14 protein-coding genes and 1 pseudogene are annotated in these 12,911 nt (G+C 50.7%); 11 read left to right on the top strand and 4 right to left on the bottom strand.

Annotated elements, in window-relative coordinates; genetic code table 11:
• Position 1 precedes the first annotated feature (1 nt).
• From ACE99V_RS00430 to ACE99V_RS00465, 8 genes are all read left to right on the top strand, one after another.
• Positions 2-1,063 (top strand): response regulator, encoded by a 1,062-nt coding sequence (locus ACE99V_RS00430; protein ID WP_400488973.1) that lies wholly within the window; start codon positions 2-4, stop codon positions 1,061-1,063.
• Positions 1,060-2,202 (top strand): hypothetical protein, encoded by a 1,143-nt coding sequence (locus ACE99V_RS00435; RefSeq protein ID WP_400488974.1) that lies wholly within the window; start codon positions 1,060-1,062, stop codon positions 2,200-2,202. The genes ACE99V_RS00430 and ACE99V_RS00435 overlap by 4 nt, the downstream gene beginning before the upstream one ends.
• Positions 2,203-2,216: 14 nt before the next feature.
• A complete protein-coding gene (locus ACE99V_RS00440) occupies positions 2,217-3,203 on the top strand; it encodes an ABC transporter ATP-binding protein (protein ID WP_400488975.1) in 987 nt (328 codons plus the stop codon).
• The gene (locus tag ACE99V_RS00445; protein ID WP_400488976.1) at positions 3,200-4,171 is read left to right on the top strand and encodes an ABC transporter ATP-binding protein; all 972 of its coding nucleotides are present in this window, start codon (positions 3,200-3,202) and stop codon (positions 4,169-4,171) included. The genes ACE99V_RS00440 and ACE99V_RS00445 overlap by 4 nt, the downstream gene beginning before the upstream one ends.
• A gap of 22 nt (positions 4,172-4,193) precedes the next feature.
• Positions 4,194-5,279 (top strand): BPL-N domain-containing protein, encoded by a 1,086-nt coding sequence (locus ACE99V_RS00450; RefSeq protein WP_400488977.1) that lies wholly within the window; start codon positions 4,194-4,196, stop codon positions 5,277-5,279.
• Positions 5,280-5,282: 3 nt separating this feature from the next.
• Positions 5,283-6,179, top strand: coding sequence for an acetamidase/formamidase family protein (locus ACE99V_RS00455; RefSeq protein WP_400488978.1), 897 nt, complete (start codon positions 5,283-5,285; stop codon positions 6,177-6,179).
• A gap of 22 nt (positions 6,180-6,201) precedes the next feature.
• Positions 6,202-7,284 (top strand): M42 family metallopeptidase, encoded by a 1,083-nt coding sequence (locus ACE99V_RS00460; RefSeq protein WP_400488979.1) that lies wholly within the window; start codon positions 6,202-6,204, stop codon positions 7,282-7,284.
• Between the two features lie 233 nt (positions 7,285-7,517).
• Positions 7,518-7,895, top strand: coding sequence for an IS3 family transposase (locus tag ACE99V_RS00465; protein WP_400488980.1), 378 nt, complete (start codon positions 7,518-7,520; stop codon positions 7,893-7,895).
• 56 nt (positions 7,896-7,951) lie between these two features.
• Here the strand turns inward: ACE99V_RS00465 and ACE99V_RS00470 are convergent, their stop codons facing one another.
• Positions 7,952-9,076 carry a copper amine oxidase N-terminal domain-containing protein gene (locus tag ACE99V_RS00470; protein ID WP_400488981.1) on the bottom strand — a complete coding sequence of 375 codons (1,125 nt, stop codon included), beginning with the start codon at positions 9,074-9,076 and terminating at the stop codon, positions 7,952-7,954.
• 252 nt (positions 9,077-9,328) lie between these two features.
• Between ACE99V_RS00470 and ACE99V_RS00475 the strand changes: the two genes are divergently transcribed.
• Positions 9,329-9,586: a PQ-loop domain-containing transporter gene (locus ACE99V_RS00475; RefSeq protein WP_400488982.1), complete on the top strand. Its 258-nt coding sequence runs from the start codon at positions 9,329-9,331 to the stop codon at positions 9,584-9,586.
• Between the two features lie 124 nt (positions 9,587-9,710).
• Here the strand turns inward: ACE99V_RS00475 and ACE99V_RS00480 are convergent, their stop codons facing one another.
• Both ACE99V_RS00480 and ACE99V_RS00485 read right to left on the bottom strand, forming a co-directional pair.
• Positions 9,711-10,202, bottom strand: a complete 492-nt coding sequence (locus tag ACE99V_RS00480; RefSeq protein WP_400488983.1) for a L,D-transpeptidase — start codon at positions 10,200-10,202, stop codon at positions 9,711-9,713.
• 229 nt (positions 10,203-10,431) lie between these two features.
• The gene (locus ACE99V_RS00485) at positions 10,432-10,773 is read right to left on the bottom strand and encodes a helicase HerA domain-containing protein (protein WP_420997907.1); all 342 of its coding nucleotides are present in this window, start codon (positions 10,771-10,773) and stop codon (positions 10,432-10,434) included.
• 47 nt (positions 10,774-10,820) lie between these two features.
• Between ACE99V_RS00485 and ACE99V_RS00490 the strand changes: the two are divergent.
• Positions 10,821-11,090: pseudogene (locus ACE99V_RS00490) on the top strand (EamA family transporter); the annotation flags it as partial.
• Between the two features lie 50 nt (positions 11,091-11,140).
• Here the strand turns inward: ACE99V_RS00490 and ACE99V_RS00495 are convergent.
• On the bottom strand, positions 11,141-11,827 hold the full coding sequence (locus ACE99V_RS00495; RefSeq protein ID WP_400488984.1) for an ArsR/SmtB family transcription factor: 687 nt from the start codon (positions 11,825-11,827) through the stop codon (positions 11,141-11,143).
• Positions 11,828-12,029: 202 nt separating this feature from the next.
• Here ACE99V_RS00495 and ACE99V_RS00500 point away from each other — a divergent pair, with 202 nt between their 5' ends.
• Positions 12,030-12,809, top strand: a complete 780-nt coding sequence (locus ACE99V_RS00500) for an IclR family transcriptional regulator (RefSeq protein ID WP_400488985.1) — start codon at positions 12,030-12,032, stop codon at positions 12,807-12,809.
• The last annotated feature ends 102 nt before the right edge of the window (positions 12,810-12,911 follow it).

The raw sequence follows: 12,911 nt of genomic DNA on the forward strand, positions 1-12,911 counted from the left end.
AATGAGGGTATTACTGGTAGATGATGAACCGCTCGAGCTGTTAAACCTAAGGGAACTGTTAATGAACAATCAACATCCGTATTCCGTACGGATGGCCGAAAACGGGATGGATGCGATTCAACAGCTGGAGCAAGAATCGGCGGATCTTGTTTTTCTGGATATACACATGCCGGGAATGGACGGCTTGATGGTATTAAAAAAAATCAAGCAAACGTGGCCGGATACGGAAGTAGCAATGGTATCGGCATATGACAAATTCGCCTATGCCAAAGAAGCGCTGGAATGCGAAGCGACTTCCTATCTGTTGAAACCGTTTAGCACCACTGAGTTTTATACAACATTGGCCAAGATGAAAGAACGATGGACGACCAGAAAGAAAGTAAATCCGCTCGTCAAGCAGTCATTGATCGAAAAAAGCATATTCAAAACGGGGGGTATCCGTGACGCCGATTCATGGCGGGCCGAGTTTGGATTTGTTCCCGATGTGATCGTTGCCGTGCAGTGTGCCTATTCGAGCTGGCCGTCCATCTTTGAGAAGCATATCGGCAGGCTAAAAGGGTTTTTGACCCCGGAACCGGTCGGCGATGTTCACGTTTACTTGACGTGTTCCCTGCAGCTGAAAGAGTTGTATGAGGGATTGATGCGCGTGGAGTCGGAAATAAAAGATCGTTTTTATTACGGCGTGGGTGTCTCAGCCGATTTGAGCGAGGCCTATCTCACGGCACACCAGCAAATGCACGAAAAGGACCAGTCCGTCGTAAAGCAATGCTTGCGCTATCTTCATGAGAACTACGCATTACCATTAACTTTGGCAGATGTGGCCAAAGCTGTCCACGTGAGTCCTTCTCATCTGAATCGGCTGTTAAAAAAGGAAGTTGGCGTTACGTTTGTCGATATTCTCACCTCTGTGCGCATCGAAAAAGCGAAAGAGCTGTTAAAGAAAAACTACAGCATCGAGGCTGTCTCCACGATGACGGGCTTTAACAGTTCCAACTATTTCGCCGTCAGTTTCAAAAAGGCAACAGGCGTATCGCCGCGGACGTACCGGAGTGAGGTAGGATGACGCAGGGAGTGGGCACCCAGATTATCTTTGTCCTGATTTCCTGGTTTACCCCTGTCGTGTTTCTGATGGTGCCGCAAATCGCCTATGACTATGGCGTATTGGGAATTCTGGGACTGGTCATCATGCAAGTGGCATCGTTCTATCTGTTTTTCTTTTGGCGGACAAGACTTGCAGCCCGACGGGTAGAAGAAGGGTTGCATCGATTGGTTCATTTTCTCTATTTAACCGAATCTGTCAGTTGTATGCTGCTGGCCGGAAAAATTGTCATCAGCCAATCGTTATGGATGGATTCGTTTTTCTTCTTCATGGTTCTCCTGATTGTTGTTTTCATGCTGTTGGGCTTCGCGAAAAACTGGTTTGTTAAATGGATTGCGGTCGGCGTGGTGGTCGTCGGAATGATCGCGTCGTTTCTCATCCCAACCCTGGTTTATCTGAAAATCAGTATCCCGACCGTGTATTCCGGTCTCCATTTCCTGGCCACCGATATGTTGAAGCTGGATGTACAGCAAACGTGGCTGTTCATCCTGGTGCTCGGGATTAGCATACTTGTCCATCACTACTTGTTTTACATGTATGGGGGCGTCAGCCAAATCAGGACGCCAAAAAGCTTTCTTTCTTATTTGCTCGCCTCCGTGCTGTTTGCCTTTGTGCCGATTTCACTAGGTTCCCTGTCGTTTGTGGCCAAAGCACAAGCGATTTGGCCGGAGCTGACCGATCACGTCAGCCTGCAGGTCATCGAACAATTTGGCGGGCAGTTTGGAAAATCACTGTTTTTGATGGCGCTGGTCGTTACGATTATCTATGAAATCTTTCGCGTAAAGCGTTCATACAGCGATTTTCACCAATCCTATCCCAAATCGCTAGCCCTGCTGCCGATCCCGCTGGCCATCGTGTTCACTTCTCATGTCACGCTGCTTGATGTGGTGACCTCCTTTTGTTTGCTGTGGGGACCGCTGTTGCCTGTGTTGCTGTGGGCAAAAGGGAGCAGGACGAGAATGTTTATCGCATTCGGATTGGGCGCAGCCGCCGGCATCGGATTTGCCCTGTATGGAGATGTCTTGACAGGTGTATTGTACGGTACCTGTCTGTCAGGTGTATTGCTAGTTCCTTGGTTGAAATGGCTTTATCCCAAAACGTAGCTGGGGGGGTAAAAATGGAAAATCTTCTGGAGGTACGCAACTTATCTACAACATTTAAGACGGAACGCGGGATCGCGCATGCCGTTCGTTTCGTCAACTTCTCGATAAAACCAGGGGAAACGATGGGGTTGGTCGGAGAAAGCGGCAGCGGCAAAAGCGTGACGGCAAAATCGATCATGCGGCTCATCGATCCCGTACGTGGACAGGTATCCGGTGAAATCATCCTGGGCGGTCGCAATGTATTGAACTTGAAAGAAAAAGAGATGGAGCATATAAGAGGCAATGTCGTCTCCATGATTTTTCAAGATCCGATGACCTCATTGAATCCGCTCATTCCGGTGGGAGAGCAGATTGCCGAGATGTTTCGTTTTCATAAGCAGATGAGCAAACAGGCTGCCAGACAGGCAACGCTCGAATTATTGCGCCATATCGCCATTCCTTCCCCGGAAAAGCGTTACAGCCAATACCCGCATGAGTTTAGCGGCGGCATGCTGCAGCGGTTGATGATTGCCATCGCACTGTCCTGTAAACCGCAGCTGCTGATCGCAGATGAACCGACAACTGCCCTTGACGTGACTATACAAGCGCAAATCTTGCGTCTTATGAAAAATCTGCAAAAAGAGTTCGGTATGGCTATTCTTATGATTACCCATGACCTTGGCGTGGTAGCGGAGGTGTGTGACAAGATCTCGGTGATGTACGCCGGGGAAATCGTAGAGAGCAGCGACGTGGAGACGATCTTTGCTTCCCCTTCCCATCCGTACACGTTGGGTCTGATGGGTTCCATTCCTAAGCTGGGAGCAAATGAAAAAAAGCTGCGTTCCATCGAAGGAGCGCCGCCTGACCTCTCTCTCGCCATAAAGGGATGTGCCTTTGCCGAACGATGTCCGTTCCGCACCGCCACTTGTTTGGAGAAAAAGCCGCAACTGCAAGAGGTCAAGGCAGGGCATTTCGTCTCCTGTCACCATTGGAACGAACTGGAAAAGGAGGCTTCAGCATGAGCGGAGACATCCTGAAGGTAGAAGAATTAACCAAGTATTTTCCGGCGGGCAAGCGAAACCTTCTGGGCAAGCAGAGTCAATTGTTAAAAGCGGTCGATGGTGTGTCTTTCAGCATTCGCAAGGGGGAGATCTTCGGCCTCGTGGGTGAGAGCGGGTGCGGCAAGTCTACGTTGGGCCGCTGCGTGCTGCGTATTATCGAACCTACTTCCGGCCGGATTCACTTTGATGGTGAAGACATTACAAATGTAGATGCAAGACAATTAAAACAATTGCGGCGAAAGATGCAGATGATCTTTCAAAATCCCTATTCTTCCCTAAATCCGCGCCTAACGATCAGGCAAACGTTTATGGAAGTGCTGCGAGTGCACCGATTGGCAGCCGGCAGGGAGTCGGAACGAATCGGTGAATTGCTGGAGTTGGTCGGTCTGCCGAAAGATTCGGTTGATCGCCATCCCCACGAGTTCAGCGGAGGCCAACTGCAGCGGATCGTGATCGCCCGTTCCCTGTTGGTGGAGCCTATGTTTATCATGGCAGACGAACCAGTATCCGCGCTTGATGTTTCCGTGCAAGCGCAAATTCTCAATCTGATCGGCAAGCTGAAAGAAGAGTTGGGGCTTACGATGCTGTTTGTCGCCCATGATTTAAGTGTTGTGGAACACATCAGCGACCGTGTCGGCGTGATGTATTTGGGACAAATCGTCGAGCTGGCTGACGTTGATGAATTATACCAGCACACCTTGCACCCGTACACCAAAGCGTTAATGTCAGCCATTCCGGTTCCTGATCCGAAGCGAAAAGGCGAAAAAGTGATTCTGGAAGGGGATATCCCAAGCCCGATTGACCTTCCGCAAGGTTGCCGCTTTGCCAGCCGCTGCAGCGAGTGCATGGATCGCTGCCGGATGGAGATGCCTTCTTTGAAAGAAGTCAGTCCGGGCCACTACGTGGCTTGTCATCTATATGACCAATAAATGAGCTGGAGGTGTGTTGACTGTGGCTTATCGTCTGCTGCCTATGACGCGACTCGGTCTCGTCCCCTATCAAAGCAAATTGTCCAAACTGTTTCAGCAGGTGAACCGCCTATTGCGTGAAGGTGGGAAGGTGTATCAGGTTCAGCAAAAGTGTTTCGTAAAAACGGAGCGATTTCCGGAAGGACATTATCTCTTTCCCGGGAGTTTGCTGGTAGAAAGCGAAACGCAATTGACCGATTGTGTCACCGATCTCGTGGAGGGGGGCATTGAGCCGTATATCGCACCCCTTTGTCTTAAACGAAAAATTGCCTTTCTCAATGGCAAAAATTGCGCAGCTTTTTGTTCCGAACCGTTTTTTGCGTTTTTTGCCGCCTATGGGCTGGATGTGGATGAAATCAGCGATCAGCAGGTCCGTGACGGTGTGCTCAAGGATTATGACCTGTTGATTGTACCTGGCGGACCAGATGCCGGCGAGTCGTATTACGAGGGGCTGGGCGAACAAGGGTACGACCAGATCCGATCCTTTGTGGAAGCCGGCGGCGGTTATTTGGGATCTTGTGCGGGCAGCTATTTTCCGTTATCGGCCCCGGTAGGTTCGGCGGCCGGTAATGTCTGGTTAAACATGATTCCGGTGACGGATGTACAGGGGCTTGATTACTGGCGGACGGGTACAGGATTTGTGCGCATCCAGTTTAACGACACCACGCATCCTGTCACGTACGGTCTCGCTTTCGGAGTTCCCAGCACGCTGGACGTGATTTATTGGGAAGGACCGGCCTTTCAGCTGCTTGACGGCAACAACGTCAAAGTAATCGCCAGTTATCAGGACTTCCTCGCTTCCGGATGTGAACCGCCAAGCTGGGATATCGGCAGCAATGAGATTGCCGTGGAAGCGATGAAATGGCTCAATCCGCTCACCAGGGAAAGATTCGCCCGCCATTTGGAAGGCAAACCGGCGATCATTGAAGCGGAATACGGCCGCGGAAAAATGATTTTGCTTTCCCCGCACGCGGAGTTCGGCACCTGCGGGGCTAGCCCGACAATGGAGGACAATCCCAATTATTTGCTGTTGATGAACAGTTTGTACTACTTATCAAGGGGGATGTAAGCAGTGGAACAACTGAAGTGCCAGCATTCTATTTATGCGTTTAGCCGCAACAACCCGCCCATCAAAACCGTCCGATCCGGAACGACGCTGCAAATTGAAACCTACGATTGCTTCACCAATCAGATTCAATCGGAGGATACTGCATTTACCTCGATCGACTGGGCGCAGATCAATCCGGCTACCGGTCCGATCTATGTGGAAGGAGCCATGCCTGGTGATGTGTTAAAAGTAAAAATCGAGCGCATTGAGATAGCCGACCAGGGTGTGATGGCCGTCGGACCCAAGCTGGGTGTGATGGGGCATCGCATCGAGGCATTTGAGGCGAAGATCATCCCGATTCGCAACAACAAAGCGATTTTTAACCATCTGGAGATTCCGCTGAATCCCATGATTGGCGTCATTGGTGTGGCGCCGGAACAAGGGGAAGTATCCTGTGGTACCCCCGGCGCTCATGGAGGCAATATGGACAACAAAATGATCACCGAGGGGGCAACCGTATACTTTCCCGTATTTGTCGAGGGAGCGTTGTTTGCTTTAGGTGATCTGCATGCCGCAATGGGCGACGGGGAGATAGGCGTGTCCGGCATCGAGATCCCGGGTGTCGTAACCGTGACGTTAGAGGTTATAAAAGGAACTGCCCTGCGTCATCCGATGTTGGAAAACGACAGCGTGGTCACGACGATTGCTTCCGCTCCCACGCTGGATGAGGCAGTAAAGATAGCCGTAGAAGAGATGGTTGATCGGATTGTTGCGGCTTCGGGCCTGCCGTTAAGCGAAATCACCATGCTGATGAGTGCGGTCGGCCAAACGCAAATCTGCCAAGTGGTGGACCCGCTCTTGACGGCAAGATTTGTGGTGCCCCAGTGGGTACTTCAGCAGCTGAACATTGCTATCATTTAATTCGGGTGAGGAGGGAAATGAAATGAATGGCCAAACGTCACTGTATCAACTGCTGGCAGAACTGGATGAGATCCCGGGGGTTTCGGGGTATGAAGAACGGGTGGCGGCATTTATCAAGGCGCAATTAAGCGGAATTACCGATGAGAATTATGCCGATCCGCTCGGAAACCAGATATATGTCAAAAAGGGCCGAAATCCCGACTTAAAGCTGATGCTGTCCGCGCACATGGATGAAATCGGCTTTATCGTCCATTACATCGATGAAAAGGGATTTGTCTTCTTCGTTCCCGCCGGTGGTCACGACGATCGCATGCTGTTGAATCAAGTGTTGACCATCCATACGGACAAGGGACCAGTACAAGGAGTGACGGGCAGCAAACCGGCCCACATTGTCACACCGGAAGAGGCCAAAAAGACCATACCCATGGCAAACATTCACCTCGATCTGGGGACGTCCAGCCGTGCGGAAACGGAGTCATTAGGCGTGCGGATTGGCGATTTCATCACATTTGAACGAAAAGGTCAACTTCTTAACAACACGAAGGTGTTTACCGGCAAAGCCGTCGATGACCGCGCCGGCTGCGCGGTGATGATCGAAGTGATGAAACGGCTGCGGGATACGCAGCCGGAGGCAACGGTGTACGCCGTTGCGACCGTACAGGAAGAAGTTGGCATACGCGGCTCCGGTCCGGCAGCTTTCGGAATTCAACCTGACGTGGCGCTGGCGATTGACGTCACCTTAGCCGGAGGTTCGCCGGGAATAGAGCCGAAGGAAATGCCGATTCAGCTTGGGCAGGGACCCGCGATCAAATATTACGATTGGTCGCCAAATACGTATCACGGCAATGCCGTTCCCAAACGCCTCACCAGGAAATTGGAGGAAGTGGCGGAGAAGGCAAACATTCCTTATCAGCGAGAGGTACTTCTTCATGGCGCAACCGATGGATGGGGGATCAGCGTGAGCGGTACGGGTGTCGTAACAGGATGTGTTTCGATCCCTTCCCGCTACATCCACTCGGCGATTGGTTGTGTTCACCTGGACGATATGGAAGGAGCGGTACAACTGATCGTGAGCTTTATTGAAGATTTGAAAGAAAAACTATAAACCGGCAAAGGAGGCGTTTGGAACACGCATTACGTGAGCCGTGAACATCCTGTGTTCAGCTTTTCCAGGCATCATCAACCCGTCCATTGCATCAACTGCGGGCAAAGAGTGGCGGTGTGATGATCAAACCTAACAGCGAGGTGGAGATGATGCGGTTGCTCCATTTTATCGAAAGAAAGGTAGTGTGAACGAGATTTCCGCAACACTGAACAAGGTCTGGGTACGCGCGAGATTTGTACGACTCGCAGCGGCAAGAGGCGGAGGCGGGGAAGGGGGATGATTCTTACGCACCGTTCCCCCGCCGCTGCCCTATTATCGACAGAGTACTTGTGACAGGAATTTCCTTTACGGTTCTGGAGAAAAAAGACGCACAAGGTGTGCCACCTGCTCACACCGGGATGCCTGCCAAGTCACGGCAGCGGTATTTTCCCCTGTTCAGACGGGATCTTTTCTCACCTGAAAAAGAAAAGCTTTCTATTGAGAAGCCAGATAGTGAGGCTGCGGCACGCAAACTGATTGCGGAATATAGCGACTACTACAACAATGATCGCTTCCAGAAAAAACTCGGCGACCTCTCCCCGGTTGAATACCGAAAAGCGATCGCCGTATAAGTTAATCTTCTTTTTTGCTGTCCACTTGACGGGGATACGACCATCTTCTCTGGCAGCTATTTTTCTTTTCTTATGTCCAATTGGATATTCGTATAGTAAATGCTAGTTAAACCTTCATAACCGGAATCAGTCCCCATGATCAGGTACAATTCCCCTTTTTCATTACTTTTCACATCAAAACTTTCTACAAAATGTTTGAGCTCATAACTGGAATCAACGCTGTCTGTTTTCGCGACATTGCCTAGAAGCTTCATTTCGGTACCCTCATTTGCCTGGTTCCCTTTCTCCACATTCAATCGGTAGAAGCCATCGATTGGCTGCGTTTTCGGTTCTTGGGCCACGATCCCCGCTTTCACATATACGCTTTCCCCGGGAGCGCCGCCAATGCCGAAAGCTCCGCCGGCTTCGTTGGTCGCAATATCGAAGGCCAACGTAATGTGATAGGCAGTATTGGGCAGAATGCCTTGTTCGGACCCTATTTTTTTGTAAATATACATGAATAAATCATCGCTTCGGTTCATCCCGCTAAGATAGAACCCCTTATTCGTTGCATGGTTTGGCAATGGTATGACGTCGACCTTGTGTTGTAATCGATAGTCATTATCTGCATAATCTTGCGGTAAATCTGCAAATCCCGCTTCCCAGCCATCATTGCCTTTCTGAAAATCGTACGTCAACTGAAGAGAAGTTTCGTCGTTTTTATCAATGGTAACCATACGTGCTTGATGATCCCAACGTACATGTGCTCCCAGTGTTTCGGCAATGAAACGAATCGGAACATATGCTTTTCCGTCCACAATGTCAACCGATGTATTCATTTGCTGCCGGTCGCCGTTAATCGTAACAAATGGGCTGTTGGGTTTTAGCACGATCTTCTGCTGTCTATCCTGAATCGAGATCTCCCGCTTGGCATCGTTCCATGTTAGGGTAAAATGAAGTGCTTTCGCAAAGTCTCTGATGGGAAACATCGCTGAGCCGTTTTTGAGATAAGGAGCGTAAGACAACCGATACTCTTCGCCGGCGCCATTCACACGTTTCTCTCCGATCTGAAACGAAATGGCGGCATGAGGAGCATTTTCACGAAAAGCAAATACCGGGCTGATGGAACCGACGCACAACAAAGAAGCAACACCGGCAAGGAACCATTTTTTAGTCAAGAGAGGCGCATTTATCCTTTTCATGTTGATCCTCCAATCTGTCTAAAATGCGGGCTGACTGCCCTGCCGTCCTGTTTATGTGACGAGCTGCCTTTTGCGTACGTTTCATCTATTGGCCCGACGCCCACGTTGCTCCACGGAAAAATCATTACTGCTTGAGCTGTGTAGAAGCACGATCTGCACAGCTTTTTAATATGCTCCATATATCCGTTCGAACCTGCGGGCAAAAATACTCGCAGCAAGGGACTTATCTATGGATGATGTGGGGTGTGTGAAATGCTGTTTTCAATCATGCAATTGTTGGGTGGAATCATTCTGTCCTTGGGCTGGATTCCACAAATTATTCAAATTCTTAAAACAAAGTCTGTTAAAGATTTAAGTTTAAAATCTTACCTACTGGTTCTTTTGGGGATCAGTCTGATGGAGACCTACGCTGTCAGTTTGGCTGTAACAGGTGTCGGCGCAGCGTTTTTGATAACGAATACGATGTCTCTATGTGTTGTCCTGGTCATTGTTGTCCTGATTGTACGTTAAAAGTTCAGCTGTCTCACCCCGGGCAATTGGCGGCGGCAGATTCCCCTCCAAACGAAAAAGGGGAGTTTTGGAGGTAGGCAGGCATACTAGTAGGAACGGCTTTCTTTTTCGGATGAGGGGTGCATCACTGGAGCCAGTGATACACAACCTGAGGAGTCTCTTCGTCCGGACCGGCCGTCAGGAAAAAACGGACCGGGTTAGACCAGGTGCGCAGCGGTTGGTTGTGGGCGGAAACAATCACTTCCGTCCCCAAAGAGACAAAGGAATACAGCTCCTCCACGTCAACGTTGTGCAGGCGGATGCAGCCAAGCGAGTGGGCCTGGCCAATGCTTTCCGGGGTGTTGGTGCCGTGAATGGCGTATCCGCCGTCGGCGAAGATGAGGCCGCGCGTCCCGTAAATATCGCCGTGTCCACGGGGGCGGCTGATTTTTTGCAGGATGAAAAAGTACCCTTCCGGCGTCAGTCCGTCTTTTCCGATCCCGATGGGATAACGGCGCACCGGGTGGGAACCGCTGTACAATACGAGCGAATAGGACCCTTGCTGGATGCGAATCTGCAGCGGCTGCAGCGGTACGGTCGGTTCCGGAAAAAGGGCAAGCGGTACGACTTCGCGCATGCTTTCCCAGCAGTTGTAAGGCAACGGTGATGGTATACGGACAGAAGAACGGCTTTGTCGCGTTTGGTCAGCGTTCCCTTTTTTAGCACGTCCTTTGTGTTCGCTTTCTCTGTCTGCTTTCTTTGGAATTGGGACAACTTGCGGCTTTTCAATAACCGTTCCACTAGACACGGCCCCTTTCTTTAGCCGGCCAGGAGCGAGCCAGTTGGGTCTGTGGCGATCACGGCAATCAACGCCTGCCGTAGGATTGTCTGGGAATGTTCCTTGATTGAACCGGAAGAGAACACCTTACAAACACCCCTACAATCAACGTAGCAAGGTTATAGACGCTAATTCCCGGCTGCCGAAGGATGTTGAAGGGGATGAACCATTCGCTTTCGTGAAGGTCGATATAAACGACTCTGTCCCATTCGGACTGCGGTAGATGCTCCAAGAAGAAATCGACGATATCACCCTTCACATCAAAGAAAGTAATCCCCGCGTGCCGAACAACTTGCAGAGCCAGGAACGTGAGAAGGTACGACTTCCCGGAACCAGTGGCGCCGATCAAGTAAAGGTGCTGCATGAGCATTCGGATGTCCTTAAATGCGAGATGCTTTTGCTTGCCGCGGAAATTAGATTATGATTCTGCTGTGGCTCGCCATTATGGCCTCGATCGTGCAGTTTGCCACATGGTATTACCTGCTGAATCAGGGAGACCCGGGGAGAACGAGTGCCTGTTTGTTTCTGACGCCGTTCTTTGGGGTTATCTTTGGCTGGCTGCTGCTTGTTGAAATAGTCAAATGGCATGTGTATGCAGGAGGGCTTCTGATTGTCATCGGGATTTTCCTGGTGAACTGGACATTTGAAAAGAAAAGGCTCCCGCAGCACCATGTCGGACGTGGGTGAAGGGGAGGCCTGTTGAGCCGGATCAGGGATCAGGTAGGCTGGGCAGTTCCTTATACCAGCAGCCCGAATTCATCGGCCAACCCTTTGATTCCGGCTTGCGTAAGATGCACGGCCCGGCCGTCCGGCAGACGCTCGATCCAACCCAGTTCAAACAGTCGCCTAGTCAGCGATGCCCCCAGACTTCCCGCCAGATGATGCCGGCGCTCGCTCCAGTCCAGGCATTGGCGGGCAAAGCTGCGGCGGCTTTTGGGGCTTCTTTCCAAGTCGACACCCAAGCCCAGCAGCTTCTTTTTGCCTGCTGCATTCAGCACATACTCTTTGCCGGACTCCACGAGCAACCCCAATTCCAGCAGCCTGTCTGTCAGTGCGACACCAATTTCGCCTGCCAGATGATCATAGCAGGTGCGTGCGAATCGCATGGCCCGCAGTTGGTCTGACTCGCGCAGAGACCGGACCGGTTTGGGAGAGGCGATGGCATGAAGAGCTTCCAGGGCATGTCCGACCTCAGGGCTGGACAACCGGTAATAGCGGTGCCGTCCGTACGACTCACAGATCAAAAGGCGGCCTTCCACCAGCTTGGACAGGTGGGAGCTTGCTGTTTGGGGAGTAATACGGGCAGAACGGGCCAATTCGCTGGCCGGCAGGGATTTTCCGCTCAAAAGACTCAAAAGCATGGCGACACGGGACGGTTCCCCGATGAGGGATGCGACTTCCACAATATTGGGGCTGGAACCCATCGTTTCTCGACCTCCTTTTCTATTACGGTACCACATCCATCATTCGATCTTAAACGAATCGTGATTGCTTTTAAAATGGATGAGTGGAAAATGGAAAACGCCTGTCTATTGACAAAGCATCGAGAAGGAGTATAATCAATTTCAGAACATATGAAAAAGGAACAATGTTCCGTATTAAGGAACTGTTTTGAGGAGGTGGAAAATGGAAAAGGCCTCGCGCGACGTGTCTTCTGTCCAATCGGTAGACCGAGCCCTGATCATTTTGGACATGCTGAAAGAACAAAATGACGGTCTTGGCATCACGGAATTGGCCAATCGGATGGACATCGCCAAAAGTACCGTTCACCGCCTGCTGACTTCTTTGAAAAATCAAGGATATGTTCGGCAAGATCCGATCAGTGAGCGCTATCTTCTGGGATTAAAGCTGATTGAGCTGGGCTCGATTGTCACCCAGTCGCTGGAAATCCGGAAAATTGCCAATCCGTTTATGAACAGCTTGGTACAGGAAACAGGGGAAACCTCCCATTTGGTCGTGTTGGAAGACGGGGAAGTCGTCTATATTGAAAAGATTGAAAGCCCTTACACTATCCGGATGTATTCCCTGATCGGTAAACGCGCTCCCGTCCACTGCACAGGTGTAGGCAAGGCCATGATTGCCTACCTTCCGGAAGAGCAGGTGCGAAAAATTGTCGCCCAACGCGGTTTGAAGAAGTTCACGGAAAATACCATCACTTCGCTGGACGATCTGCTCGTTCATATGAAGGAAATTCGCGAAAAGGGATACTCCCTTGACAGGGAAGAACATGAGGCCGGCATTCATTGTGTTGCCGCCCCGATCCTCAATCACAACGGCGAAGCAGTCGCAGGATTGAGTGTGTCAGGTCCACTGATGCGGATGGATGAAGAAAAAGTGAAGTTCTGTACGGATCGTGTTGTTTATTACGCTCGGGAAATTTCCAAACACCTTGGCTTCCGAGGGTAATTTTTTCGGCACCATGCAGGAACAATGTTCCTTATTACGGAACGAGTGATTCTCCAAGCTGTCATCTAGAAAATGACGGGCTTGGGGTGCACCTATACACAT

The organism is Brevibacillus soli (genome assembly GCF_044759095.2).
GTDB lineage: Bacteria > Bacillota > Bacilli > Brevibacillales > Brevibacillaceae > JBIYSM02.